Consider the following 26,550-nt stretch of genomic DNA (forward strand, 5'->3'; position numbering starts at 1 on the left):
TCCTTACCCTGCCTTTGCTTGCTGTTTCGCAATTTCCTGATTACGTAATAAAAAGCGCTGAATCTTGCCACTTGGTGTTTTTGGAAGTTCAGTCACGAACTCGACCAGTCGTGGATAAGCATGTGCTGATAAACGTTTTTTCACAAATTGGCTCAGCTCTTCCGCCAACTGTTCCAAAGGCTGAATACCTGCAGCCAAAATCACGAAAGCCTTCACTACTTCGGTACGGTCGGGATCAGGTACACCAATTACGGCTGCTTCAACCACAGCATCATGCTCCAGCAAAGCACTTTCCACATCAAAAGGCCCGATCCGATAACCCGATGTGGTGATTACGTCATCACTACGACCAACAAAGCTCATGCTGCCATCCGCATGTAACTCGGCGGTATCACCTGTGAGATAGTAGTGCCCAACAAAAGGGGATTTACGACTTTCTTTATAGCCACCAAACCACATCATCGGAGACTGGCTAATATCCACAGCTAGAATCCCAGGGGTATCCGCTGGAAGCTCCTCACCCTGTTCATTGACAACTGCAACGCGATAACCTGCACTCGCAAAACCTGCCGAACCTGCACGAATTTCATGAGTTAAACCATGATGATTACACACCACCATGCCGACCTCAGTCTGTCCATAATGGTCATAAATCGGGGCATCCAGAACCTGCTTAAACCAGCGAATCACTTCTGGATTCAGTGGTTCGCCCGCACTGCTGACCACACGGAACTGGCCTTTTAACGGTGCCATCTGAGCAGGATCAGCCGCCATCATCATGCGATAAGCCGTTGGCGCTCCCGCCAGATTGGTGATCTGATAATCCTTTACGATCTGACACAGGCTATCGGTACTAAAACCGCCTTCGTAGAACAAGGTGGCATGACCCAAGAATAGTGGCCCTGTAATGGCGTAATACAAACCATAAGCCCAACCTGGATCGGCAATATTCCAAAACGAATCTTCTTCTCTCAAACCAATGGCATCTTGCATATAACGACCAAAAGCCAGCAAGGCTTTTAACGGCACTTCTAGCGGTTTGGCAGGCCCTGTGGTGCCCGAGGTAAACATGAGTAGAAAGGGATCTTGGATGCTTCGCATCACCAATTCACATTGATCAGACTGCTGTTTCACTTCATCCCAAAAATTAAAGTCACCTGACTTCAGCGGTGCACCTTGTGGATCAGCAACCATAACAATCGCTGGACAATGTTCGATCTCATCCAGTTTGCTGCGGTTCGCCACATCGGTTACCACCAGTTTACTTTGTGCCAGTTGCAGACGATGCTCAATTGCCTTGGGCCCAAAGGCTGTGAATAAGGGCTGATAGACAGCGCCAATACGCCAAGCCGCGAAAATCGTCACCAGCAGTTCAGGCGTTCTCGGCAATAGACCTGAAATACGGTCGCCCGCCTTTACACCTTGCGACTTTAAAAAGTTGGCAAATTGACTCGACCATTGCTGTAACTGGCGAAAGGTATATTGTTCCTTACGACCATCTTTGCCTTGCCAATACAACGCGATTTTGTCGCCTTGCGCATGGCGATCACAACATTCATAACAGGCATTCAGCGCATCCATTGAACCGGATAACATGTGTTTTGCAGTACTTTCCAGATCGAAAGCCTGTACCGTCTCTTTATAATTCAACATCTGTGTTCCCTCAGTCTGGATTCATTGTTATTCATGACAGGGTTTAATTTCTGAATAAAAGCCATCCTTTGGCTTTAGTTTTTATGCCTCTGGCGGCAGGTATTGCTGAATAATGCTAGAAAAATCAAGGTGTGCATTACCACGCATGCACATTTGCTGATACAGCTGCTGCACCATCCCGCCCAACACTACAGGCTGCTTCACCTGCCCTGCGGCTTCAACCGCAAGACCCAAATCTTTCAGCATTAACTGCGTGGCAAAACCATCCTGATAGCCACGAGAGGCAGGCGCATTTTCACTGATATGTGGCCACGGGTTACAGACTTCCGAACTCCAGCAACGACCGCTTGAAGTGTTGATCACACCAGCCAACGCCTGCGGATCAATGCCAAGCTTGGCACCCAATGCCATTCCTTCAGCCACCGCAGCCATGGAAATCCCGAGAATCAGGTTATTGCAGATTTTGGCAATCTGTCCTGCGCCGACATCGCCACAATGCACTACATTTTTGCCCATGTGACTGAGTACAGGTTTCACTTCATCAAAGGTCTGATCATTTGCCCCCACCATAAAGGTCAGCGTACCCGCTTGTGCGCCAATGGTGCCACCTGAAACAGGCGCATCGCAAATATGAATATTTTTACTTTGGGCAATGGCAGCAATGTCTTTAATGGTTTGTGGGTCAATAGTACTGCTATCAATGCATAAGCTGCCTGCTTTCAGCACTTCCAGCACGCCATCTTCGCCCAGATACACCTCTTTGACATGCTTTGCCGCAGGTAACATACTAATGACCACGTCGGCTTGTTTCGCTGCTGCTTGCGGGCTGTCGCAAACCACACCACCCGCCTCGGCAAAGTGCTGAATTGCTACTTCGCTAAGGTCATAACCATATACTGTGAGTCCAGCTTTGAGCAGGTTTTGGGCCATTCTGCCGCCCATATTACCTAGACCGATAAAGGCGATATTCATCCGTGATCCCCTTAACGTAAACTAATGGTTGTGTTTACAGCGCCTACTTCGTGGCTGTCTTCAAACCAGCGACTGGTAATGGTTTTGGTTTGTGTATAGAACTGCACTGCCTGTTTACCGTAAGGTCCCAAATCACCAAGTTTTGAACCACGGGAACCGGTAAAGCTAAAGAATGGTACAGGCACTGGAATCGGAATATTGATCCCGACCTGACCGATATCAATCAGGTTCTGGAAAGTACGCGCAATCGCGCCACTTTGCGTAAATAACCCCACGCCATTACCAAATGGATTGGCATTGATCAACGCAATCGCTTCTTCAAGCGTATCAACACAAATAATCGACAATACTGGGCCAAAGATTTCCTCTTTATAAATGCGCATGTCGGTATTCACGCCACTAAAAATCGTCGCCCCGACAAAGTTGCCGGCTTCATAGCCTTGCACCTGAACATCGCGACCATCAAGTAGCAGCTCAGCCCCTTGCTCGACACCGCTATCAATTAAGTCCAACACCCGCGCTTTCGCACGTTTTGAAATGACTGGGCCAATATCGGTATTTGGCTCATGCCCTGCATTCACTTTTAAAGTCTTGGCTTTTTCAACCAATTCTGGAATCCAGTGTTTACTATCACCGACCATCACCGCAACTGACAACGCCATACAGCGCTGCCCTGCTGCGCCAAAAGCCGCACCCACCAAGGCATTCAGGGTTTGTTCCTTATTGGCATCAGGCATTACAGCAACATGGTTTTTGGCACCCATCATCGACTGGACACGTTTGCCATGTTGTCCTGCAAGGTTATACACATGCGTACCGACCGCAGTCGAACCAACAAATGAAATCGCTTTAATATCAGTATGGGTACATAGACGATCCACCACTTCTTTACCGCCATGCACGACATTGAGCACACCCGCTGGAATGCCTGCCTGAATCGCCAGCTCTACCAGCATCATGGTCGAAAGTGGATCTTGTTCGGATGGTTTTAAAACAAAGGTATTGCCACAGACGATCGCCATCGGGAACATCCACAATGGAATCATGGCTGGAAAATTAAACGGCGTAATGCCCGCGCACACACCCAACGGCTGCTGCAAGGTATAAGTATCGACACCACGCGCCACCCCTTCGACGTATTCACCCATTTGCAAGGTACCGACTGAACAAGCATGTTCAACCACCTCCAAACCGCGTTGAATATCACCTTCTGCATCCGCCAGCGTTTTACCTTGTTCGGCAGTCAGTACCTGTGCAATTTCTTTCATGTTGGCACGAATCAGTTCTTGCAGTTTAAGCATGATACGCATACGTGCCTGAATCGGGGTTTGACGCCATGAAGCAAAAGCATCTTGTGCAGCCTGGATTGCAGCATCAACTTCCTGAGCCGTTGCAAAGGGTACACGACCAATCACTTCCTGAGTCGCAGGGTTCACAATATCTTGCCATTGCTGTGTTTCAGACTCGATAAAATTGCCGTTAATGAGTAATTTGGCGGTTTCCAACTGGATGTTCTGGATTGTATTCATAACCTCTCCATAGGTCGTATTTTTATTGTGTTAAATCATCGGAAATACACTTTGGTGGTATTTTCCTGATTGGGCTTTTATCTGAGACTAACAAAGAAAGCTTTGACCACCAATGGAAATTCATGCACGATTATTGTGCAAATATGCACAGGGAATACAATAACAATGAAAGTGGATTGGGATCATCTACAATTTTTTCTGGTTTTGTCACGAACCAAGACCTTGACCAATGCAGCACGCGTGATTGGGGTCGAACATAGTACCGTCGCCAGACGCATTCAGGCTTTGGAACAGGCTTTAGGCACCACTTTATTTAAACGTGAAGCAACGGGTTATGAGCTTACCCTTGAAGGTATGGCGCTAGTGCCACGTGTTGAACAAATGGAACAGGCCTTTTTACAGATTGATAAACCTCATCAGCCCTTACAGGGACGTGTGCGAATTGGCACACCCGAAGGCTTTGGTACTGCATTTTTAGCCCGTTTGCTGGCGGAGTTTTCGATCCAATATCCATTGCTCACCATTGACCTGATTCCCGTACCGAAAATGATCAAGCTATCGCACCGTGAAGCGGATATTGTGGTGTCGATCGAGCGTCCAACGTCGGGGCCTTATATTATTACGCGGCTCTCTGATTATTGTTTAAAGATTTATGGCAGTCAGCACTATCTGGCACAAAACCCGCCAATTCGTGGGCTGGATGATTTAACCCAGCATCGTTTCGTCAATTATATTGATGATCTGGTGTATAGCCCTGAGCTGTATTGTCTGGAACGTTTACCCTTGAAGCTAAGCGCCAATTTCCGGAGCAGCAGTATTCTGGCACAACAAATTGCAGTGAGTGCAGGCGCGGGACTGGCCATCTTGCCCAAGTTTCTGGCCGATGATAAACCTGAGCTTGAAGCCGTGTTACAACAGCAAGTGCGCTTTACCCATACCTTCTGGATGCTGACATTTGTTGATCTACAACATGATCCGCGCATCAAGCTGGTTTGGGATTATTTACGTAAACAGGCAGATCAATACCAACAGTTACTGGTGGATTAAACCCATTCAAGTAAAGCATAAAAAAGCCGATCTCTATAGATCGGCCTTTAATCAATTCACTATGATTTACTGCACCAGTTCTCGACCGAGTTTTTTCATTCTTGGCTTATACAGCAACTGATAGGTCACCGCCAACAGAATCACCCATAATGGACTGACATAGAGTGCTTTTAAGGTATCTGGTTCCAATGCCAAGATCACCAGTGCAAATAGCAAGAAGGCAATCACGACATAAGACATGAATACACCACCTGGCATTTTGAACTTCGATTGAGCATGCAATTCTGGGCGTAACTTACGGTAGCGGATATAGCACACCATAATCAGACTCCAGACACTGATGAACAGGATCACACAGAGGGAGCTTGCCAAAGTAAAGGCTTCAAGGGTATTCGGTACAAAGTATTGCAGTACTGCCCCACCCATAATGAACACACATGAAAAGATAAGACCATTGGCAGGTACGGCACTTTTTGATAACCGCCCAAATGCATTCGGTGCCTGACCATCTTTAGACAGACCAAACAACATACGGCTGGTCGAGAATACCCCACTGTTCATGGAAGACATGACCGAAGATAGCACCACCAGATTCATGATAATGGCTGAGGTCACAATCCCCGCATTCATGAATAATTCCACAAATGGACTCTTGTCGGCACGGATAATATTCCATGGCGTGACCGACATCACTACCAGTAAAGCCAGTACATAAAACAGGATGATACGGATCGGAATCGCATTAATCGCTTTTGGCAAGTTCTTATGCGGATCTTTGGTTTCAGCCGCGGTCGTTCCAATCAGCTCTACCCCGACAAAGGCAAAGACTGCGATCTGGAAGCCCGCCAAGAAACCATCCAGTCCTTTAGGGAACATCCCGCCATGAGACCAGACATTACTGAGCGATGCGACCGTCCCATGCGGAGCCTGAAAATGGCTAAAGATCATATAGCCACCAACGCCAATTAAACCGAGGATAGCCAGAATCTTGATCAAGGCAAACCAGAATTCAACTTCACCAAACAAACGTACCGTCAGCAGATTTAAGAACAGCACAAACAGGACACAGCCTGCACTGATCGCGGCCTGCCCGATCGGGGTAAACATGGTCCCTTCGGGCAGCCAGAAGGTTAAATAATTGATCACGGCGGCCAGATCGGCAATCCCGACCAGTACCCAGCCCAACCAGTAGGTCCAGCCTAGATAATAACCAGCCCAAGGCCCAATCAGGTCATGAGCCATATCCACAAAAGATTTATAGTGTAAATTTGCCAGCAGCAACTCGCCGAGTGCACGCATCAAAAAGAAAAACATCCCGCCGATAATCATGTAAATAAACAGAATCGATGGGCCTGCAAGTGAAATGGTTTTTCCTGAGCCCATGAACAGGCCCGTACCGATGGCACCACCAATTGCAATCAGTTGCAAATGGCGGTTAGAGAGTTTGCGCTGCAAGTCATGGGGCGACTGTTCGCCTTCTGACTGTTGATGTGTAACCGTCATAACAAAAAGTTCCTTTTTACGATTCCCTCATGAGCCAGCCTGTTATTGTTGTGCTATTGCTAGCCGTCCATTCCTGCGGGCTGACTCATTTTTAATTGCAAGAAAATACGTATCTCACTACGTTTTATCTACTGCAAATACGTTACTTTTCTTCTTTTTTTATATTTTTTAAGCAAAAATAAAGCGGATCGCTTTATTTTTGTGCTGCAACAACTGCAATTTCGATCAACCACTTTGGATTCACCAGATCAGCCTGAATGGTTGCACGTGAAGGCGCAACATGACCTTTTAACCAGTCAATCCAAATGGTGTTGACCACAGGGAAATCTGAAAGATCTTTCAAAAACAGTTGCGCAGATAGCAAACGAGATTTATCTGTCCCTGCTGAAGCAAGTAACTGTTCGATGGTTGCAAGAACTTCACGGGTTTGTCCTTCAATATCCAGATCCGCATTTTTAGGCACCTGACCAGACAAATACACCACCTTATTGAATACGGTTACCGCACTCATCACTTCGTTGGTGTTGATCTTTTGAATATCTGAATTTGACATGATTATTTCCTTATTCCTGATTGATAAAATTGACACGTGCCGTCACGCCGCACATCAGTTCATAACCGATCGTGCCTGAGGTCGCTGCGACATCGTCAATAGGTAAAATTGTTCCTGTGCTGGATTGGCCCCATAGCACCACTTCACTACCCACTTGCGCATCACTGATCGGGGTTAAGTCCACCGCCAACATATCCATGCTGACACGACCAATGGTTCGGGTCCGAATCCCATTGACCAGTACTGGCGTACCTGTCGCTGAAATGCGTTGGTAACCATCGGCATAACCACAAGCCACAATACCGATCCTGATTGGTTGTTCGGCCACATAGCTGGAACCATAACCAACACTTTCATTGGCATTGAGCTGCTGCACAGCAATGATTTCACTGCGCAAGCTCATGGTCGGTGCAAGACCCCAGTCCTGAATGCTGTGTTTGGGGTAATCGGGAGAACTGCCGTACAGCATGATGCCGCCACGCACGTAATCCGATTGCAATTGATTTTGATATCTTAAGATTGCAGCACTGTTACTGACCGATCTTTCGCCTGGTAAATCCTGAATCGTGGCTTCAAATTCGCTAAGTTGATAGTCAATGCCCTTCTGACCAAAACGCTCTCCATCCGCATCAGAAAAATGCATCATATGGGTAATACTGGCAATTTTGTCTGATTGGCTAAGTTGCTGCCAGATCTCACGATATTGCTGTGGCTTGAAACCCAAACGGTTCATGCCACTATTCATTTTCAGGAAAATCTCAAACTGCGCTGGATACGGATGGTGCTGCAACCAGACCATTTGCTGCTCGCTATGCACCGTAAAACTTAATTGGTACTGTGTACAATCAAACAGGTCTTGTGGAGAGAAAATTCCTTCAAGCAGTAAAATCGGGCCTGTCCAGCCTAAAGTACGCAGACGTTTTGCTTCCTCGATATCGAGTAAAGCAAAACCATCGGCACTTTTAAAAGATTCATAGACCCGTTCAATTCCATGCCCATAAGCATTGGCTTTGACCACAGCAAAGACTTTGCTGTCGGGTACAGACTGCCTGACCACTGCCAGATTCTGGCGTAAGGCTTGAGCATGGATCACCGCAGTAATCGGACGAGGCATACTAAACTTCCTTGTAAACCATATTTATGCGGCGTGTGAATAACGCTGAATAGATAAACCATCTGTACTGATATCTGGGCGATGATTCATTACCAGATCACTGATCAATTTGCCAGAACCACATGCCATGGTCCAACCTAATGTACCGTGACCTGTATTCAGGAACAGATTCTTATATTTTGTTGCACCAATAATCGGGGTACTGTCTGGGGTCATCGGACGTAAGCCTGTCCAGAACGAGGCCTGAGTCAAGTCGCCACCCGGGAACAAGTCCTGAGTCACCATTTCCAACGTGGCACGGCGATCTTCTTTCAGACCTAGGTTAAAACCACTCAGTTCTGCCATACCACCGACACGAATACGCTCGTCAAAACGGGTTAAGGCAACTTTATAGGTTTCATCCAGTACCGTTGATTGAGGTGCAAATTTTGGTTCCACAATTGGAATAGTCAGTGAATAACCTTTCACTGGATAAACAGGTAAATTCAGCTCAAGCGGCTTGAGGAAGTCACGTGAATAACTACCAAAGGCCAAGACATAGCGATCGGCAGTCAGGACTTCACCATTGACCACAACACCTTTGATCTGATCGCCTTCAACAATCAGATTTTCGACATTTTGATCGAATTTGAAATCTACGCCCAAGTCTTGCGCCAGTTTTGCCAAAGCATTGGTAAACAGGTAACAATCGCCTGTTTCATCATTCGGCAAATGTAAACCACCCACCAGTTTATCGGTAAAGGCTAAGGCGGGTTCGACAGCACCCAGCTCTTGAGCGTTCAACAAATCAAAATCAACGCCACATTCTTTGAGTACTTCAATATCACGCTGCACCGCTTCAAGTTGTGCTTCGCTACGGAACACCTGTAGCGTACCCTTGGCACGGTTTTCATAGTTGATGCCTGTTTTCGCTCTTAAGTCACGTAAGCAGTCACGGCTGTATTCTGCAACACGCATCATACGTTCTTTATTCACCGCATAGCTTTGTGGATTACAGTTTTTCAGCATCTGTGCCATCCACTGCAACTGCCACATGCTGCCATCAATATTAATGGCTAACGGTGCATGATGCTGGAACATCCACTTGACGGCTTTAAAAGGAATACCGGGAGCAGCCCACGGCGTTGAATATCCTGGGGAGATTTGGCCTGCGTTACCAAAGCTGGTTTCTTTTGCAGGTCCTGATTGACGGTCAAGCACCGTCACTTGCGCACCTTGTTGTGCAAGATAATAGGCACTTGCCACACCAATGACGCCACTTCCTAAAACGATTACGCGCATTGTCGTTCCCTCACGCACACACTAGTTTATTTAACTAGTATATTTTTGGATCAATAGTTTTTTTCACTGATTTTATAGGTATAATCTAGGTAATTTGATGTTTTCGTCACGGAAAAATTAAAATAAAAGGGAATATATGATGCGTAAATTAGACCGTATTGATCGCCTGATTTTAGATATTTTGCAACGTGAAGGACGTATTGCGATTAGTGAACTGGCTTCACGGGTCAACTTATCGACCACGCCTTGTTCAGAACGGGTCAAGCGCTTAGAACGTGAAGGCATCATCATGGGCTACTACGCCCGACTTAATCCAGAATATGTCGATCGTAACCTGTTAGTGTTTCTGGAAATTAAACTGTCAGCAAAATCAGGCGATGTATTTGATCAGGTCGCACGTGATTTGGTGGATATCCCAGAAGTATTGGAATGCCATCTGATTTCAGGAGAGTTTGATTATCTGGTAAAGGCGCGTCTTAAAGAAATGAGTGCCTACCGTCGTCTCTTAGGGGATTTACTGAAAAAACTGCCAGCCTCTGCTTCTTCGCATAGCTATGTGGTGATGGAGGAAGTGAAAGAATCTTTGTATCTGGATATGGGTGTGTAGCATCCAGCAATAAAAAAGCCCTTTTCAGGGCTTTTATTCAAACAGCAGTAAGACTACTCATCTTCTTCATCGTAAATATAGCTCATACAACCCCAGCCATCATATTCACCATTAAACTCTTGCGCGATACGGGTCATCCATTCTTCCAGATCCGCAATATCTTCGTATTCGAGCGTCATGTTAACGTGAATATTCAGAACCCACAGATCAGAACCGTCCGAATGCTGTTCTTCCTGAAACAGGGAAATTTTCTGTTCTTGATGCAAAAGGTGTAAAGCACATTTTTCAATCTGTTCCTGCTTCTCAAAAACAATCGAAAATTCAACTTCATGTGGCTCATTCAAGTCATTGCCATCTTCAACCATTTGCCACAGTACGTTGCCGTTATCATTATCTGGAAATTTGTCATAGTCACGTGTCATATGCATATCCTTTGTTGTGTTTTGGAGTTGATATTTGGCTATAGGTTAACCGATTTTTATTTCAATTTTTATACGTGTTAATAGCAATATTGTAGTCAAAAAATGATCAACCCAAAATATCGTGGCTTACTGATTTTCAATACAGTCCAAGCACAACACCACCTGATCTAAACAACGAATCCCATTTTCATAAATTGGTGCTGGATAATCTCTAAACACATCACGTTCTATGTGCGACATACGAAAGCCACATTTTTGATAAAGTGCCAATTGATCCAGACTGGAGTTGCCCGTCTTGACCCATAAAGTATGGATATGCATCTGTTTGGCAGATTCAATTGCATGTTGAATCAATCTTTTAGCCAAGCCCTGCCCTTGATGGTTTTCGGCCACAGTCAGATTTTTAATTTCAGCTTGATCATTCGTTTCCAGTAAACACAACTGGGCAATGATCTGTGCCCGCTCATCCAGTATGAGGAAGAGATTCGATTGAAACAGATAACTTGAAACTTGCGCCCAATCTGGATCGGCTTCGAGCAGCAAAGTCTTGAGTTGTGCTTGTTGCGCAGGCAGCAAGGTCTGCCAGAGCACCTGTTGAATCGAATACATCAGCCTGCCTATTTATTATTGTCTTTTAAAATTTTACCTCAGAATGAATTTCAATTTCATGCAACTTAAGTGGATGCTGAAATGCTAGATAGGCAGCATGTAGTGCCATGCGTTTTAAATGAAACTTGGCAGGCTCAGGATGATAGAGCTTATCGCCCATGATCGGATGACCAATGTGCATCATATGCACCCGCAGTTGATGTGAACGACCTGTCACTGGCTCCAAACGAACACGACTTTGATCAGTTGCCGCATCATAGTGGATGCGTTGAAATAAGGTTTTGGCTTGCTTGCCCAGCTCAAAATGGACGATCTGACGTGGACGGTTTTCCCAATCGGTAATTAGCGGAACGTCAACACTGCCCTCGGCCTGAATCTCACCTTGTACCAGTGCTTCATAGTATTTTTTGACGGTTCGAGCCTGAAACATTTTACTAACCGCCACTTCTGCTTCCCGATGCTTGGCAAACATCAACAGCCCAGAGGTCGCCATATCCAGACGATGCGTCACTTTGGCAGCTGGATGCTGTTCTAAAACCCGTAAATAAGCACTGTCTTGATGCTCGGGTAAACGCCCCATGACAGACAATAGTCCCGCAGGCTTATTCACCACAATCAAGTCCTCATCTTCATAGATGATTTCTAAAGCATGTTGCGGAGGAGCATAAATAAAGTTGTCGTTTAAAGGCATAAGAAAATAAGCAGGCAGACAAAGGGACAAAATGAGCAGCGATTATAGTGCTGCAAAACAGTTTCGCAACAGGCTTATTTTATAGGCAAGGCAGTTGAATCATTAAGAATGGACTTTAATGCCTTTGCTTAAGTTATCTTTATATTTCTCTTCCAGAATGACAATGTCCCGATTTAAAAAGGCAATCAGGTAGTCTTTTGCCCGCGCCAGACTCAACTGTTTAAATGCAATGGTCTCTTTGGTTTTACGAGTCACCAATCCAAAGACATCTTTTTTAGGGACAATCACCACAAGATTACTATCCAGCTTGAATTCCAGTTGTTGTGATTTGGCATAAGCGTCCAGCGTAATTGCAAGGGTTTGATCGGTATCACGATCGGTCACGATAAAACTGGTATCGGCACCATTGAGCTGTAACTGACGAACCAGTTGCTGACGCCAGCTCATCTCTTCAAATTTGCTTAAAATCGTGGTCAGGTCAAATGTCCCCATCGCATCAATTTCATTGCGATTCATCTGATGTGGATAGCGAATTTTAAGTTCAAACTGATTCATTATTGTATTGACCTGTTCCTGTGATCATGTTTTGATTTTTAGGTATAGAAAAATTATATCATTTTGTTTTTTAATATAAAAATATCGATTTATCTTCATATTGGCAGGATTACAGGATGGATGTCACATTCATTTTTGATTTTATTGATGCAGTTTTTATTATTTAGCGCTGATTATTATTTTCTATTTGGTTAAATTTTTTAGGGTATCAAGGGAAAACAGAGGTTGTTTACTTCAACACCTATGACTTTGTAAGCCATAACCTTTGCCTATAAACTTTTGATCTATAGCGTCCTAAGCCGAATCGAGACCTTTTGGGTACGTACACACTTGCTTTGTAAGCATCGGTGCATGCTACTCTTTTCGATCCCTTTCACACCCTTGAGACATAGTTTAGGCAGATCACGGTGGGATTGTTTTCCTAAAAAGTGCTATTTTTAACGCTCAATGAAATAAATTTGCATACTAAAAGTCAAATATTGAAATATTTCCCACTTCCAGTAAAAAACTACGATTTATATTTCGATAAATTCAAATTTACATGTGTATTTTTTCAAATACGGCCTCTAATTTAGGCCCAAATCACCATTATCGCGGCGACAATGACCAGCCACAGACCCAAATGATCAGTTTTGGCGAGCTTTTCTTTAAAGAAAAAGGCCGAAATCAATAGACTGAATAGAATTTCCACCTGCCCTAATGTTTTGACAATCGCCACGGTTTGCATACTCATCGCACTAAACCAGCCGACTGAAGCCAGAAAACTACAGATACTCACTCTCAAGGTCAGCCCGACACGCTGCCACATTTTATACAGCGTCGGTCGACTAAAAAATCCGAGATAGATCAGTAATACGATGCATTGAAAACTGATCAGACTGCACAGCACCCAAGCGGCACGATGTAGAAATGGCAACATGCTCAGTTCCAGACTGGCTTCACGCACCAATAAAGAGGTGATGGCAAAGCACAGCCCACTGCCCAATCCAATCATCAAGGTTTTTAAGGACAAATCAGATTGTTGCTTACCTTTACTGAGTAAAAATACTGCCAATGCACCAATCACTACCCCGACCCAGCCCCATGTACTGAGATGTTCTTGCAAGAACAGCACACCGACCAAGGCGGCCAAGATCGCTTCACTTTTGGCGAGTCCCACGCCAATGGCATAGTTCTTTTGTTGAAAAAGTTGCACCATCAAGGCAGTCGCATAGATCTGGCTAATGCCTGCAATGACGATATAGAACCAGAATTTATCGGAAAAATGCACGGATGCGGTGACGGGCTGATGCAGATAGAGAAAGGCCAAATAGCTAAAGGCAAAAATGGGTGAAAAGATGAATCGGGCCAGTGTGGTGCCGTAGACATCCACAGTGGTACTGAGTTGTTTTTGAAATGCATTGCGCCAAGCCTGCATAAATGCAGCCATCAGGGTGAACAGAATCCAAGTGATCATCATAAGCTTGAACGCAATATCAAAAGTGAAGCTAATTTACGCTGTTCTGACTGGTTTTTCGATAGTCGCCAGTGCTTAAAAACTTAAATCATCAAAGTCTTTCACTTTGGACAAATAGATGGGTGCCTGATCGATTTTGCTCCACGTTTCTTTAAACCTTGGATCCACTTCTTCATCTTCACTCATATTTTTCCGTATCACTTTTTTGCCTGTTAAAAAGTTAATACTGGTTTGGCTTTGAATGAGAGGGCCATGATTATTTGAATCATCATAACCAATCAGACGTAGATCATTGCCTTCTAAGCGAAACAGATAACGCCAATAACCATAACGTCCATGCGAATAATAGGCACTCAATAGATTATTTTTAATTTCCATCCATAACTCAGGTGGGAAATAGACGCCACCATCTTCATTTTCCGAGCTAAAACAACTGAGGTTACTGACAATAGCTTTGTATTTGCCTTTTTCATTCAGCAATACGATTACACCACGGCGGTTACGGTCTAAATGTCCACGATATTCATCATGCACAAAGGCTTTGGGATCAGTGGCTTTGACGATCAACACCACATCCTTCAAACCATCTTTATTGAGGTCGCCTTCAATGGCTTGAAAGAGTTGATATTTCGCAGGGACATAGACTTTATAGGTGACTTTATCTTTGCGGAGTTTCAGTTCTTCTGCTGTTGGTTGTTCTTGGGCAAAGGCTGTTTGCGGCAGTATAGATAGGCTTGAACAAGCCAAGATGAATGCAATGCATTGTGTTTTTATCATCATTTTTAATTCTTCATTCAGGTTGTTATTGCTGTTATGACACTTATATAGAATGGCTGAGTTTCTCTTGTTTTTTCGAACGAATCCAGCGTACTGTGACGATCACTAAAATAATCACCAAAACCGTAATTACCACAGGCATGATAAAAGCCAAAATCGACAATAAGATCGAGCCAATCAGTTCACCTGTAGCTACTACAAAATTACCCAGTCCACCTGTGGTTGCTGTCGAAACCCCGCGTGCTGCTACGGTACTCATTTGCACCACGCCTGCTGTTCCACCACCAACAATCAGTGCCGCTGCCCAAGTGGCAAACTGGGACATTTCTCCACTACTGACCGCCATCGTGGTCAGCGTACCTGCCACCACAGCCGCAGGTGTGGCAATGGTATCTAATAGGTTATCCACCCAAGGTACATAGTAAGCTGCAATTTCACAGATCGTAGCAAAGCCCAGCGCCATACAAACTGATGGAAGTGCCAACCATTCAAAGCCTTGGGCAGGTTGATACCATCCCATGAGGGTAGCAATACTCATCGCCAACAGCGGAACAAAAACACGAAAACCACAGGCTGCGCTGAGTCCAACGCCAATACAAAGTCCTAAAATTGTTTCCATCATGGATTACCTTTTTATGCCTATGACAGGTCTTGTTATTTACATCTTATTTTTAAGGTAACAAAAAGCCCTATCAAGGGATAGGGCTTTTATTCAAACAGTGGGTAACTGTTTGGTATTTTGCGGCTTAGGCATTCTTACTGTTGAATTGATTGCCAAGGCATTTGGTACACGGAGGTAAACGATCAGTACCAATTTCTAAATAGGTGCGGTGTCCGCATTGAACACAAAAATAGAAGCCTGTTCCAGGTTTTTCGCCAGCAGTTACCATCTTTGCTCTCCATAGATTTTAGAAATGGTACATATACTATAGCGTGATAGTTTTGATTATTTATTGACCTTTCCGACGGGTGGTGATGGCGGAAAGGTGAAGAATGAAATTTATATGTTTATATCTAAAAATTACTCCCGTGAAATAAGGAAAAATAATAAATATTACCAAATATAAGACCTTCCAATAAAAGGATCAGGCATTCTATACATCATCACCCCAGTTATAAAAAACGTCATATTCATCTATATATTTACTTATCGTATTTTTTATTACTTTACTAATATCTTCATTAATATTTTCATGTTCTCGAGTAAAAATTAAAGTTCTTTCTATCACTAGTTCACCGCTATCAATCTTAAATTTATTTTTTGATATATTTTCAGGTTTACCAATAAAAGTTAATACAGTCCCTATAGCATGACTACCTAGCCTGCAAAATATAGCTGAAGTTGAAGCCGTCTTCTCAAATTCAAATATATGTTTATTCTCCACCTCAAACCCTAATCTGAAATTACTTTTACCTGAATTAATGACTACAGAATAGAATTGTTCTATTTCTTGTCTATATAAATATAGCTCTTGTAGAGAAGTATTTATTTCTTCATATATTTTTTCTTGCAAACAAATTTTTAATACTTTATCCAGCAAATCATCAAATATTTTCAAATCTCTTTTACAAAATTGACTTTTAAAATCAAATTCTAAAAGATCAAATCCTTCTATTTTCAACTCAATAATAGCCTCTTGATTATCTCTACTCATTAGGTTTATTAGAGCAATAGCATCTTTTAATTTTTTTAGTTCAAACTGCCTATTATCACCCAAAGTAAAACTATAATTAGATTTACCAACATATGGTTCAAAGGTCATATCAAAGAAATCACCAATAAGCCTAAACTTTGCAAATTTCCTAAACTCCTTAAAGCTAAAAGGCGAGCTATAAAAATCTATATCAAAAACTAAACCGCTTGATAAATGGTCTTCTTTAAATCTGATTTTTCCCTTCTTAGGAGGTAACATTCCTAAACTTAGTTTTGCATTAGGCATTTCAAAATTCGATTTTTTAGAAGGGATACCAAATCGTTTCTCAATATTAATTAAGTTTTTAACATCTAAATCCTCTTCCAATCCTAATGAAACGTCAATCATCCTCCTGATACCATCTTCTCCCTCAATAGAGAATTGGACTGTTCCACACCCATCTTCAAAACCACATTTTTTTAAGTACTTATTTTTATTAACTATGTAATCAGAATAACTTTCTCCCATATATTTCAATAAGTTTTCCTTAAGACTTTCGCCATTTAACTTTTCAAGTCTATGTTGTTCACTATAAGTAAACGTCATAGTCTTCTTATTTAAGTTTTTGTTCTCTTCATTTTGTTCTATTTGATGAATTTTCTTAAGAATTTTATAAACTAACTCATTATCTACATGTAAAACAAATGCATTTTGTACTTCGTTAGTACCATCAAATTCTAGAAAAATGTAAAACGCTGGCATTTGTACTGTCGCCATTCTTCTAAGATTTGACATAGTAATAGGGAGTTTTCTATTTTGTTTATCCGTTGCTTTAACCTGAACTTTACATTCAAAAGCTGGCTTATGTAATTCACGAGTAGTTATATTTGGAGATATTGGGAATTCAACATAGTAGTCCCATCCGGTTTTATCAATTGCTGAACCATTCGCAATTAAACCAACTTGAGCACACCACATTGCAAAGGTACTTTCACCTAATTGTCCTAAATCTCGCATATATAAGGTATAAACCATAAAAAAACCCTACTCTAAAGTAGGGCTTTTATTAAAGATAATCAACAAGATTAGTACATTATCAAGCCACTTGACCTTCTAAAAAGTCTTGTGCAAAACGCTGTAATACCCCACCCGCTTCATAAACAGAAACTTCTTCTTCTGTATCTAAACGGCAAGTCACAGGTACTTCAACAATCTCTTCTTTACCATCTGCTGTAGCGCGTTCAATCACCAAAGTTAAAGTCGAACGCGGTGCAATATTACCAATTACGCTATAAAGCTCCGTACCATCTAGCTTTAAGGTTTTACGGTTTACACCTGCTTTAAACTCAAGCGGTAAAACGCCCATACCGACCAAGTTAGTACGGTGAATACGCTCAAAACCTTCAGCCACAATCGCTTCAACACCTGCAAGACGTACACCTTTCGCTGCCCAGTCACGACTTGAACCCTGACCATAATCCGCACCCGCCACAATGATCAACGGTTGCTTACGGTTCATGTAGGTTTCAATCGCTTCCCACATACGCATCACTTCGCCTTCAGGCTCGACACGCGCTTTTGAACCTTGCTTAATGGTACCGTCTGAACGGACTACCATTTCATTAAACAGTTTCGGATTCGCAAAGGTTGCACGTTGTGCCGTCAAATGGTCACCACGATGGGTTGCGTATGAGTTGAAGTCTTCTTCAGGTACGCCCATTTTATGTAGGTATTCACCCGCAGCCGAATCCATCAGAATCGCATTCGATGGTGACAAGTGATCGGTGGTGATATTGTCACCCAAGATTGCCAACGGACGCATATTGGCTAAAGTACGTGGTGCAGCCAACGCCCCTTCCCAATATGGTGGACGGCGGATGTAAGTACTTTGCGGACGCCAGTCATATAACGGACTTTCAGCTTGTTCAAATTCGCCTAAGTCAAACATTGGAATATAGACTTTACGGAACTGTTCAGGCTTCACCGCTTCTTTCACAAGTGCATCAATTTCAGCATCTGAAGGCCAGATATCTTTCAGGTAAATTGGATTACCGTCTTTGTCTGTACCCAGCGCATCTTTTTCGATATCAAAACGAATCGTTCCTGCAATTGCATAGGCCACAACCAACGGCGGAGATGCCAAGAATGCCTGTTTTGCGTATGGATGGATACGACCATCGAAGTTACGGTTACCCGAAAGCACGGCGGTTGCATACAGGTCACGATCAATGATTTCTTGTTGAATCACTGGGTCAAGTGCGCCTGACATGCCGTTACAAGTGGTACATGCATAAGCCACGATACCAAAACCAAGTTTCTCAAGGTCTTTAAGTACGCCCGCTTCTTCAAGATACAGTGCAGCCGCTTTTGAACCTGGTGCAAATGATGATTTCACCCAAGGCTTACGCACTAAACCTAGCTCATTGGCCTTACGTGCCAACAGACCTGCGGCAACCGTGTTACGTGGGTTAGAAGTATTGGTACATGAGGTAATGGCAGCAATGATAATCGCGCCATCTGGCATTAAGCCATCGGTACGGTTCTCAACTACACCAGCAATACCTTTCTCTTTCAAGTCAGCGGTAGAAACACGTGCATGCGGATTTGAAGGGCCTGCAATGTTACGTGTCACCGTTGAAAGGTCAAAACGGAGTACACGTGGGTACTCAGCTTTGGTCATATCAGATGCCCAAAGACCAATTTCTTTGGCATATTGCTCAACCAATGCCACTTGCGCATCTTCACGACCTGTCAGACGTAAATAATCAATCGTGTTCTGGTCAATATAGAACATCGCAGCCGTAGCGCCATACTCTGGTGTCATGTTCGAAATGGTGGCACGGTCGCCCACAGACATGCTGTCAGCACCTTCACCGAAGAACTCAAGGTAAGCACCAACTACACGCTCTTTACGCAAGAATTCAGTTAAAGCAAGTACGATATCTGTTGCAGTGATACCTGCTTGACGTTGACCAACAAATTCAACCCCAATGATGTCAGGTAAACGCATCCAAGATGCACGACCGAGCATGACATTTTCAGCTTCTAAGCCACCGACACCGACTGAAATCACGCCAAGCGCATCGGTATGTGGCGTATGTGAATCTGTACCGACACAAGTATCTGGGAATGCCAAGCCGTCACGGTTTTGAATCACTGGAGACATTTTCTCCAAGTTGATTTGATGCATGATGCCGTTACCCGCAGGGATCACATCAACATTTTTAAAGGCTGTTTTGGTCCACTCAATAAAATGGAAACGGTCTTCATTACGACGGTCTTCCACTGCACGGTTTTTCTCAAACGCATCAGGGTCAAAACCACCGTATTCCACTGCCAAAGAGTGATCGACGATCAACTGAGTTGGCACCACAGGATTCACTTTAGAAGGATCACCGCCTTTATCGGCAATCGCATCACGCAAACCAGCAAGGTCTACCAGTGCTGTTTGACCCAAGATGTCATGACAGACGACGCGCGCTGGATACCATGGAAAATCGGTATCTTGACGACGTTCGATCAATTGCTTTAGGTATTCTGTTAAATTTTCTGCATCAGCTTTGCGTACTAGCTGTTCAGCCAACACTTTCGATGTGTACGGCAGAGTTGCATATGCGCCTGGCTGAATATCTTCAACGGCTTGGCGCACGTCATAGTATTCGAGCTGGGTACCCGCCAGCGGTTTACGATATTTTGTGTTCATTAACCACGCTCCGCCAATGGTTTAAATTCGAGGTTTTCAGGACCCGTATAGTTCGCGCTTGGACGAATGATTTTGCCGTCCTGACGTTGTTCAATCACATGCGCAGACCAACCCGCAGTACGTGCAATTACGAATAATGGGGTGAACATTGCAGTTGGAACGCCCATCAGGTGATAGCTCACCGCGCTGAACCAGTCGAGGTTCGGGAACATGTTCTTCACTTCTTTCATCACGGCTTCTAGGCGCTCAGCGATCAAATACATCTTGGTATTGTCTTGTGCTTGCGCCAAGTCGTGTGCCACTTTCTTGATCACTTCGTTACGTGGATCAGAAACGGTGTACACTGGGTGACCAAAACCAATCACCACTTCTTTTTTCTCAACGCGGCTACGAATGTCAGCTTCTGCTTCGTCTGCGTTGTCATAACGTTGTTGAATCACAAACGCTACTTCGTTCGCACCACCATGTTTAGGGCCACGTAACGCACCGATACCTCCCGTAATTGCCGAGTACATGTCTGAACCTGTCCCTGCGACTACACGAGAGGTAAATGTAGATGCATTAAACTCATGCTCTGCATACAGAATCAAAGAAGTGTGCATAGCTTGAATCCATTCTTCTGATGGCGCTTCGCCATGAAGTAAATGCAAGAAATGTGCAGCAATCGAGTCATCATTGGTTTCAACTTCGATACGACGACCGTTGTTGCTGAAGTGATACCAGTACAACAACATTGAGCCTAGGCTTGCCATCAATTTATCAGCGATGTCTTTTGCGCCCGCTTCGTTGTGGTCTTCATGTTCTGGGGTTAAGCAACCCAATACAGAGACGCCAGTACGCATCACATCCATTGGGTGTGCAGATGGTGGAAGTTGCTCAAGTGCTGTTTTCAATGCTGCGGGTAAGCCACGGAGTGCTTTTAATTTTGCTTTATAGGCTTTGAGTTCTGCTTTGTTTGGAAGTTTGCCGTGTACAAGAAGGTGTGCCACTTCTTCAAATTGGCTACCCACAGCAAGATCGAGAATGTCATAGCCACGGTAGTGTAAGTCGTTGCCGCTGCGGCCTACAGTACAGAGTGCGGTGTTGCCTGCAACTTGTCCGCTGAGTGCAACTGATTTTTTTGGTTTGAAGCCTGTTGTTGTTTCATTACTGCTCATAAGATTGTCCTTTTTATATCCTTAGGTGAATTTCGTAGCGGTGTCTTACCGAACTCTCATCTTATTTGAGGATAAGCCTTCGGCCGGACTTACTTTTGACGGATCAAAAGTAAGCAAAAATCCTTTGTTGGCCTGACGGTACTTCCCTGCTACCGCAGCCCAACGTGGCGGCATCCATGCCGCCTTCACGATCATTAATACTTTCATAAAAGAAGGTCTTAAATTCGTGAAATCCCTCTCCCTCTGGGGGAGGTTAGGAGGGGGTAAAATTATTTATTCTTCGCAAAAGTTCCATCAAGATACTGTTCAAACGCATGGTAGTTAATGCGTTCATACAATTCTTGACGGGTTTGCATGGTATCGACCACATTCTTTTGCGTGCCTTCTTTACGCAATGTCTCATAGACATTTTCTGCTGCCTTGTTCATGGCACGGAATGCAGAAAGTGGATAGAGCGCGATGCTGACATCGGCAGAAGCCAATTCTTCAGTGGTAAATAATGGCGTAGAACCAAATTCAGTGATATTGGCTAAAACAGGCACTTTGGTCGCATTTGCAAATTGCTTATACATTGCCAATTCAGTAATTGCTTCAGGGAACAGCATGTCTGCACCTGCTTCAATATAAGCACCTGCACGGTCAATCGCAGCTTGTAAACCTTCAACCGCGAGCGCATCGGTACGTGCCATGATCACAAAGCTGTCATCGGTACGCGCATCGACTGCGGCTTTGATACGGTCTACCATTTCTTGCTGAGTTACAATGGCTTTATTTGGGCGATGACCACAACGTTTAGCGCCAACCTGATCTTCGATATGCATCGCAGCAGCACCGAACTTAATCATCGACTTGGTAGTACGCGCGATATTAAACGCAGATGCCCCAAAACCTGTATCCACATCGACCAACAATGGCAGATCACACACATCGGTAATACGGCGTACATCGGTCAATACATCATCAAGGTTACTGATACCCAAATCAGGTAAACCCAAAGAACCTGCCGCAACACCACCACCAGACAAGTAGATCGCTTTATAACCTGCACGCTTTGCCAATAAAGCATGGTTGGCATTGATCGCACCCACCACTTGTAATGGTTTTTCATTTGCGACCGCGTCGCGGAATAGCTGACCAGCAGACTGTTTAGCCATGTTGTTGTTCTCCTTGATTTTGTAGCAATGTTTGCTCAACAATTTTGTAGGATGCATTGATGTGACGGTGCATCAGCATTTCAGCCAGCTCACCATCACCTTCGGCAATCGCATCTAAAATGCGGATATGTTCGTCCCAAGCTTTGCTCGGGCGATCTGGGGTATTTGAAAACTGGATGCGATACATACGGATGAGGTGATACAGCTCATCGCATAACATTTTTTCTAGGGTTTTATTGCCACTGCTTTTGATAATGCAGTAATGGAAATCGTCCTGACCTTCTTGCAGATAATAGCCTTTACCTGCTTTAAAATTTTCATCTTCAGCATGCATCCGCAGCACGTCACGCAAGGCCAAAATCTGTTTTTTATCAATATGCTGGGCCGCTAGTTTGCAGGCCAAGCCTTCTAATGATGCACGAATTTGATAGAGTTCCTTAAACTGTTGCAGTGACAATGACACCACACGCGCACCAACATGGGCAGTACGCTCCACCAGTTTCTGCCCTTCCAGACGGTGAATGGCTTCACGTAACGGGCCACGGCTAATGCCATATATCCGTGCCAGCTCAGGTTCTGAAATCTTGCTGCCCGCAGGAATTTGCCCCAACACAATTGCCGACTGAATTTGCTTAAATACGTGTTCCGTCAAGGTCATTCCCTGACTGGTGCTGATGGCTTGAGGAACAAGGGTATCTTGCATATTGTCGACAATCTCTACAGTTTTGATGATTTTATAACGAGGTATAACAAAAAATGCAATAGGATTGTCGACAATAAATTAGACTGATGCTGTCAATCCAATGGCCTTGACACACGTATATTATCTCTTGGCAGAATTATTAAAATAAGATATAAAACAATAACTTAAATTCAAAATACAGGATCAGATCTTAGGTCTTTTCACTGCCCTTTCAAAGCTGCTACTTTTTATCCTACGACCATGGTATGACAGCTTGATTGTAGACAATCTTTATAATTGAGCAATCCCGACAAATTTTGTAAGTAAATACTGCACCAAAATGTAAATAACAGCGTGCTTCATGCAGTCTTTATTGATACATTATTGGGCATCGAAGGTTCCGCTCATGCAGCGCAACTTCCCCAGACATCTATGCACTTTGTTGAAGAAAAGGACATTGTTAATGTTTCAACATATCCCACCTTATGCAGGCGATCCGATCCTTTCATTAATGGAACAGTTCAATGCTGATTCGCGTGCTGAAAAGGTTAACCTTAGTATTGGTTTGTACTATAACGAAGACAGTATCGTTCCTCAGCTTGATACCATTATCGAAGCGCAAAAACGTATTGCTCCTAAAAACACGCAAACCAAGCTTTATTTACCAATGGAAGGTTTCAAGCCTTACCGTGATGCGATTCAAGCGTTATTGTTTGGTGCAAATAGCCCTGCAATTCAACAAGGTCGTGTTGCAACAATTCAAACGCTTGGTGGTTCTGGCGCATTAAAAGTGGGTGCAGACTTCTTAAAAACCTACTTCCCGAATTCAGAAGTTTGGGTAAGCCAGCCAACTTGGGACAACCACGTTGCGATCTTCAATGGTGCAGGCATCAAGAGCAACTTCTACCCGTACTTCGATGCTGAAACACGTGGCGTTGATTTTGACGGTATGTTGTCTACTTTAAAAACATTGCCAGAACAAAGCATTGTGTTATTACACCCATGCTGCCATAACCCAACAGGTGCAGACTTGAACCCAGCACAATGGGATCAAGTGATTGTGGTATTAAAAGAACGTAACCTCATTCCATTCCTCGACATCGCGTATCAAGGTTTTGGCGATGGTATGGAACAGGATGCCTATGCAATTCGTGCTTTAGACCAAGCAGGTCTAAACTTTATTGTCAGCAACTCGTTCTCTAAAATCTTCTCACTTTACGGTGAGCGTGTTGGCGGTTTGACCTTCGTATGTGACGATGCTGAAGCAGCAAAATGCACATTCGGTCAGTTGAAAGCAACAGTACGTCGTATCTACTCTAGCCCACCAACAACAGGTGCATGGTTGGTTGATCAAGTGTTAAATGACGCTGATCTCAATCAACAATGGCAAGGCGAAGTAAAAGAGATGCGTGAGCGTATTATCAAAATGCGTAGCATCTTGAAAGATGAATTGACTAAAGCCCTTCCTGACCGTGACTTTAGCTACCTTGTGAACCAAAAAGGCATGTTTAGCTACACCGGTTTAACGGCTGAGCAAGTGGACATTCTTCGTGAAGAATATGCAATCTACTTGGTACGCAGTGGTCGTATCTGTGTTGCGGGTCTGAACATGAATAACGTTTACAAAGTTGCAAAAGCAGTGGCTGAAGTTTTAGCAAAATCTGCTGCAACAGCTTAAGTTGTAACAGATAAAAAAGGCGCTTAAAGCGCCTTTTTTATTGCTGGTTTTATGTGAATTTAGGGCTTGGCTTTGCCCCAATACTTCAATTTAGAGGTCTGTCCAATCCCGACATTAAAACAATTATTCGGATCAAGTTTCTGATAGAAATTCGCCAATGTAGGCTTGGCAATATACAGATGACCGACATTATGCTCGGCTGGATATTCAGCACGGCGTGCATCCAGCAAATGCCACATTTGATGTTCCATCGCTAAAGGATCATTGCCTTTTTTAAGGATGTAATCCTGATGAAAGACATGGCAGAAAAAGTGCCCATAATAAAGCTTATGAATGATCTGCTGTTCCATCTCCTCAGGCAGCTGCTCGACCCATTCACGATCATTACGACGTAACGCAATGTCGAGCGCCACAATATCTTCAACCTCGTCCCGATGGGTATCACGATAACGGATCGCTGCACCTGCCACCGCAAAACGATGCAAAAAGGCTTTACGTCCTTCATCCGCATCACAGACAAAGAAATTGCCTGAAGCATGCACCGTAAAATAGTCTTGTAAAAATTTTTCGGTCTGGGCTTTGCAATTATTTTCAACGCGTAACATCAGATGATGTTCATAACGATCACGATATTCGGTCATCCGTTTGGGTAAATGACTCGGTAACAAGGCCGTGACCGCTTGTAAAAGATGATCGGTCAGCCCTTTGATTTTAAATTTTTCTAAAAAGCCATCGACCTTGTCTTTCAGTGCAAAAGCTTTCGGTACATTGGCGGTGCCAAATTTTTCAATAAACAGAAAGGTATCTTTACCGTATTTTTCGCCAATATGGTAAGCATCACGATGAATATATTCCCCTGCAATCGGCAAGCTTGGCAACGACGTGAGTAAATAACGACGGATCGCGGTTAGGTCATCGGCATCATTTGTGCCAATATAGAAAACGCTGCTCTCCACCTTCTCATAGGTATCGAGACGCACCGCAAACACGCAGACTTTTCCTGCCGAACCAGAGGCTTCAAACAAACGTGATGGATCAGCATTAAAACGAGCTGGACTATCAGCATCGACTTGAGTGACATCTTGCGCATAACGCTGATCGGATGCCTGCTTTTCAACATCATCTAAAATATCTGTGGCTTGGTATTGCTGCTGCTCTAAACGGGTCAGGATTTCTTCAGGAGTTGAGCCCAAGTTCACACCGAGATGATTCACCAATTCCAGCTGACCTTGTGTATTGACCTGCGCATACAGCGCCAGTTCCGTATAAGCAGGCCCACGACGTACCAGTGCACCACCCGAGTTATTACAGACCCCACCCAATACCGAAGCGCCAATGCATGAAGAACCAATCACCGAATGTGGTTCCCGATCATAGCCTTTCAATAGCTGTTCCAGATTATCCAAAGTCGCCCCTGGCAAACAAATCACCTGCTTACCGTCATGGATCACCTGAATGCCCTTTAAACGGCGCGTACTCATCACCAACACAGGACGGTCATAATCATCGCCATAGGGTGTTGAACCACCCGTTAGTCCTGTATTGGCGGCTTGCATGATGACAATACAATCTGCATCAATCGCCGCTTGCAGCACCTGCCATTGTTCCAGCAAGGTACCCGGGATGACCACTGCAAAGACTTTACCTTCACCAAAACGACGACCTTGCCGATACTGGCGGGTACTTTGATCATCACTCAGTACATGCTGACGTCCAACAATCTGCTGTAAACGATCAATCACCGCTTTGGGAGAAAATTTTTGCATGATGGCT

24 protein-coding genes are annotated in these 26,550 nt (G+C 44.0%); 3 read left to right on the top strand and 21 right to left on the bottom strand.

Annotation, left to right across the window (positions count from 1 at the left end; translation table 11 throughout):
• Nucleotides 1–3 precede the first annotated feature (3 nt).
• From AWW72_RS02690 to AWW72_RS02700, 3 genes are all read right to left on the bottom strand, one after another.
• Complete coding sequence (locus AWW72_RS02690; protein WP_062846356.1) at nt 4–1,653, bottom strand: AMP-binding protein; 1,650 nt, start codon at nt 1,651–1,653, stop codon at nt 4–6.
• Nucleotides 1,654–1,734: 81 nt separating this feature from the next.
• Entirely contained in the window at nt 1,735–2,625 is an 891-nt protein-coding gene (gene mmsB / locus AWW72_RS02695; RefSeq protein WP_062846357.1) for a 3-hydroxyisobutyrate dehydrogenase, read from the bottom strand.
• An 11-nt stretch (nt 2,626–2,636) separates the two neighbouring features.
• Entirely contained in the window at nt 2,637–4,154 is a 1,518-nt protein-coding gene (locus AWW72_RS02700; RefSeq protein WP_062846358.1) for a CoA-acylating methylmalonate-semialdehyde dehydrogenase, read from the bottom strand.
• 165 nt (nt 4,155–4,319) lie between these two features.
• Here AWW72_RS02700 and AWW72_RS02705 point away from each other — a divergent pair, with 165 nt between their 5' ends.
• Nucleotides 4,320–5,201: a LysR family transcriptional regulator gene (locus AWW72_RS02705; RefSeq protein WP_062846359.1), complete on the top strand. Its 882-nt coding sequence runs from the start codon at nt 4,320–4,322 to the stop codon at nt 5,199–5,201.
• 66 nt (nt 5,202–5,267) lie between these two features.
• Here AWW72_RS02705 and AWW72_RS02710 read toward each other — a convergent pair whose 3' ends face one another.
• The 4 genes from AWW72_RS02710 to AWW72_RS02725 all read right to left on the bottom strand — a co-directional run bounded on the left by AWW72_RS02710 (nt 5,268) and on the right by AWW72_RS02725 (nt 9,652).
• Nucleotides 5,268–6,704 (bottom strand): amino acid permease, encoded by a 1,437-nt coding sequence (locus AWW72_RS02710; RefSeq protein WP_005255738.1) that lies wholly within the window; start codon nt 6,702–6,704, stop codon nt 5,268–5,270.
• A gap of 193 nt (nt 6,705–6,897) precedes the next feature.
• Nucleotides 6,898–7,257 (bottom strand): RidA family protein, encoded by a 360-nt coding sequence (locus tag AWW72_RS02715; RefSeq protein ID WP_004773310.1) that lies wholly within the window; start codon nt 7,255–7,257, stop codon nt 6,898–6,900.
• A 10-nt stretch (nt 7,258–7,267) separates the two neighbouring features.
• The gene (alr, locus tag AWW72_RS02720; protein WP_062846360.1) at nt 7,268–8,371 is read right to left on the bottom strand and encodes an alanine racemase; all 1,104 of its coding nucleotides are present in this window, start codon (nt 8,369–8,371) and stop codon (nt 7,268–7,270) included.
• Nucleotides 8,372–8,395: 24 nt separating this feature from the next.
• The gene (locus AWW72_RS02725; RefSeq protein ID WP_062846361.1) at nt 8,396–9,652 is read right to left on the bottom strand and encodes a D-amino acid dehydrogenase; all 1,257 of its coding nucleotides are present in this window, start codon (nt 9,650–9,652) and stop codon (nt 8,396–8,398) included.
• A 139-nt stretch (nt 9,653–9,791) separates the two neighbouring features.
• Between AWW72_RS02725 and AWW72_RS02730 the strand changes: the two genes are divergently transcribed.
• The gene (locus AWW72_RS02730; RefSeq protein ID WP_004773316.1) at nt 9,792–10,259 is read left to right on the top strand and encodes an Lrp/AsnC ligand binding domain-containing protein; all 468 of its coding nucleotides are present in this window, start codon (nt 9,792–9,794) and stop codon (nt 10,257–10,259) included.
• Between the two features lie 53 nt (nt 10,260–10,312).
• Here AWW72_RS02730 and AWW72_RS02735 read toward each other — a convergent pair whose 3' ends face one another.
• From AWW72_RS02735 to AWW72_RS02790, 13 genes are all read right to left on the bottom strand, one after another.
• The gene (locus AWW72_RS02735; RefSeq protein WP_005255750.1) at nt 10,313–10,681 is read right to left on the bottom strand and encodes a ribonuclease E inhibitor RraB; all 369 of its coding nucleotides are present in this window, start codon (nt 10,679–10,681) and stop codon (nt 10,313–10,315) included.
• A 126-nt stretch (nt 10,682–10,807) separates the two neighbouring features.
• On the bottom strand, nt 10,808–11,290 hold the full coding sequence (locus tag AWW72_RS02740) for a GNAT family N-acetyltransferase (RefSeq protein WP_062846362.1): 483 nt from the start codon (nt 11,288–11,290) through the stop codon (nt 10,808–10,810).
• A gap of 25 nt (nt 11,291–11,315) precedes the next feature.
• Entirely contained in the window at nt 11,316–11,981 is a 666-nt protein-coding gene (locus tag AWW72_RS02745) for an RluA family pseudouridine synthase (RefSeq protein ID WP_047433049.1), read from the bottom strand.
• A 102-nt stretch (nt 11,982–12,083) separates the two neighbouring features.
• Nucleotides 12,084–12,536: a hypothetical protein gene (locus tag AWW72_RS02750; protein WP_062846363.1), complete on the bottom strand. Its 453-nt coding sequence runs from the start codon at nt 12,534–12,536 to the stop codon at nt 12,084–12,086.
• 571 nt (nt 12,537–13,107) lie between these two features.
• On the bottom strand, nt 13,108–13,995 hold the full coding sequence (locus tag AWW72_RS02755; protein WP_062846364.1) for a DMT family transporter: 888 nt from the start codon (nt 13,993–13,995) through the stop codon (nt 13,108–13,110).
• A gap of 72 nt (nt 13,996–14,067) precedes the next feature.
• Entirely contained in the window at nt 14,068–14,769 is a 702-nt protein-coding gene (locus tag AWW72_RS02760; protein WP_062846415.1) for a hypothetical protein, read from the bottom strand.
• Between the two features lie 43 nt (nt 14,770–14,812).
• Entirely contained in the window at nt 14,813–15,388 is a 576-nt protein-coding gene (locus AWW72_RS02765) for a DUF4126 domain-containing protein (RefSeq protein WP_062846365.1), read from the bottom strand.
• Nucleotides 15,389–15,515: 127 nt separating this feature from the next.
• Entirely contained in the window at nt 15,516–15,659 is a 144-nt protein-coding gene (locus tag AWW72_RS18985) for a zinc ribbon-containing protein (RefSeq protein ID WP_004637424.1), read from the bottom strand.
• A 204-nt stretch (nt 15,660–15,863) separates the two neighbouring features.
• Entirely contained in the window at nt 15,864–17,438 is a 1,575-nt protein-coding gene (locus AWW72_RS02770; protein ID WP_249409141.1) for a DUF4365 domain-containing protein, read from the bottom strand.
• Nucleotides 17,439–17,499: 61 nt separating this feature from the next.
• Nucleotides 17,500–20,106, bottom strand: coding sequence for a Fe/S-dependent 2-methylisocitrate dehydratase AcnD (gene acnD / locus AWW72_RS02775; RefSeq protein WP_062846366.1), 2,607 nt, complete (start codon nt 20,104–20,106; stop codon nt 17,500–17,502).
• A complete protein-coding gene (gene prpC, locus AWW72_RS02780; protein WP_004773356.1) occupies nt 20,106–21,263 on the bottom strand; it encodes a bifunctional 2-methylcitrate synthase/citrate synthase in 1,158 nt (385 codons plus the stop codon). The genes acnD and prpC overlap by 1 nt, the downstream gene beginning before the upstream one ends.
• Nucleotides 21,264–21,532: 269 nt before the next feature.
• Entirely contained in the window at nt 21,533–22,417 is an 885-nt protein-coding gene (gene prpB, locus AWW72_RS02785) for a methylisocitrate lyase (protein WP_004773358.1), read from the bottom strand.
• Nucleotides 22,410–23,120 (bottom strand): GntR family transcriptional regulator, encoded by a 711-nt coding sequence (locus tag AWW72_RS02790; RefSeq protein WP_062846367.1) that lies wholly within the window; start codon nt 23,118–23,120, stop codon nt 22,410–22,412. The genes prpB and AWW72_RS02790 overlap by 8 nt, the downstream gene beginning before the upstream one ends.
• 442 nt (nt 23,121–23,562) lie before the next feature.
• Between AWW72_RS02790 and AWW72_RS02795 the strand changes: the two genes are divergently transcribed.
• Nucleotides 23,563–24,777: an amino acid aminotransferase gene (locus AWW72_RS02795; protein WP_005228320.1), complete on the top strand. Its 1,215-nt coding sequence runs from the start codon at nt 23,563–23,565 to the stop codon at nt 24,775–24,777.
• 59 nt (nt 24,778–24,836) lie between these two features.
• Here AWW72_RS02795 and dld read toward each other — a convergent pair whose 3' ends face one another.
• Nucleotides 24,837–26,543: a D-lactate dehydrogenase gene (dld, locus tag AWW72_RS02800; protein ID WP_062846368.1), complete on the bottom strand. Its 1,707-nt coding sequence runs from the start codon at nt 26,541–26,543 to the stop codon at nt 24,837–24,839.
• Nucleotides 26,544–26,550 lie beyond the last annotated feature (7 nt).

The organism is Acinetobacter sp. NRRL B-65365, assembly GCF_001605865.1.
Classification (GTDB): domain Bacteria; phylum Pseudomonadota; class Gammaproteobacteria; order Pseudomonadales; family Moraxellaceae; genus Acinetobacter; species Acinetobacter vivianii.

Coding starts and splice junctions, on each gene's coding strand:
- AWW72_RS02690 (WP_062846356.1), bottom strand. CDS start 1,653: ATGTTGAATTATAAAGAGACGGTACAGGCTTTCGATCTGGAAAGTACT.
- mmsB (WP_062846357.1), bottom strand. CDS start 2,625: ATGAATATCGCCTTTATCGGTCTAGGTAATATGGGCGGCAGAATGGCC.
- AWW72_RS02700 (WP_062846358.1), bottom strand. CDS start 4,154: ATGAATACAATCCAGAACATCCAGTTGGAAACCGCCAAATTACTCATT.
- AWW72_RS02705 (WP_062846359.1), top strand. CDS start 4,320: ATGAAAGTGGATTGGGATCATCTACAATTTTTTCTGGTTTTGTCACGA.
- AWW72_RS02710 (WP_005255738.1), bottom strand. CDS start 6,704: ATGACGGTTACACATCAACAGTCAGAAGGCGAACAGTCGCCCCATGAC.
- AWW72_RS02715 (WP_004773310.1), bottom strand. CDS start 7,257: ATGTCAAATTCAGATATTCAAAAGATCAACACCAACGAAGTGATGAGT.
- alr (WP_062846360.1), bottom strand. CDS start 8,371: ATGCCTCGTCCGATTACTGCGGTGATCCATGCTCAAGCCTTACGCCAG.
- AWW72_RS02725 (WP_062846361.1), bottom strand. CDS start 9,652: ATGCGCGTAATCGTTTTAGGAAGTGGCGTCATTGGTGTGGCAAGTGCC.
- AWW72_RS02730 (WP_004773316.1), top strand. CDS start 9,792: ATGCGTAAATTAGACCGTATTGATCGCCTGATTTTAGATATTTTGCAA.
- AWW72_RS02735 (WP_005255750.1), bottom strand. CDS start 10,681: ATGACACGTGACTATGACAAATTTCCAGATAATGATAACGGCAACGTA.
- AWW72_RS02740 (WP_062846362.1), bottom strand. CDS start 11,290: ATGTATTCGATTCAACAGGTGCTCTGGCAGACCTTGCTGCCTGCGCAA.
- AWW72_RS02745 (WP_047433049.1), bottom strand. CDS start 11,981: ATGCCTTTAAACGACAACTTTATTTATGCTCCTCCGCAACATGCTTTA.
- AWW72_RS02750 (WP_062846363.1), bottom strand. CDS start 12,536: ATGAATCAGTTTGAACTTAAAATTCGCTATCCACATCAGATGAATCGC.
- AWW72_RS02755 (WP_062846364.1), bottom strand. CDS start 13,995: ATGATGATCACTTGGATTCTGTTCACCCTGATGGCTGCATTTATGCAG.
- AWW72_RS02760 (WP_062846415.1), bottom strand. CDS start 14,769: ATGATAAAAACACAATGCATTGCATTCATCTTGGCTTGTTCAAGCCTA.
- AWW72_RS02765 (WP_062846365.1), bottom strand. CDS start 15,388: ATGGAAACAATTTTAGGACTTTGTATTGGCGTTGGACTCAGCGCAGCC.
- AWW72_RS18985 (WP_004637424.1), bottom strand. CDS start 15,659: ATGGTAACTGCTGGCGAAAAACCTGGAACAGGCTTCTATTTTTGTGTT.
- AWW72_RS02770 (WP_249409141.1), bottom strand. CDS start 17,438: ATGGTTTATACCTTATATATGCGAGATTTAGGACAATTAGGTGAAAGT.
- acnD (WP_062846366.1), bottom strand. CDS start 20,106: ATGAACACAAAATATCGTAAACCGCTGGCGGGTACCCAGCTCGAATAC.
- prpC (WP_004773356.1), bottom strand. CDS start 21,263: ATGAGCAGTAATGAAACAACAACAGGCTTCAAACCAAAAAAATCAGTT.
- prpB (WP_004773358.1), bottom strand. CDS start 22,417: ATGGCTAAACAGTCTGCTGGTCAGCTATTCCGCGACGCGGTCGCAAAT.
- AWW72_RS02790 (WP_062846367.1), bottom strand. CDS start 23,120: ATGCAAGATACCCTTGTTCCTCAAGCCATCAGCACCAGTCAGGGAATG.
- AWW72_RS02795 (WP_005228320.1), top strand. CDS start 23,563: ATGTTTCAACATATCCCACCTTATGCAGGCGATCCGATCCTTTCATTA.
- dld (WP_062846368.1), bottom strand. CDS start 26,543: ATGCAAAAATTTTCTCCCAAAGCGGTGATTGATCGTTTACAGCAGATT.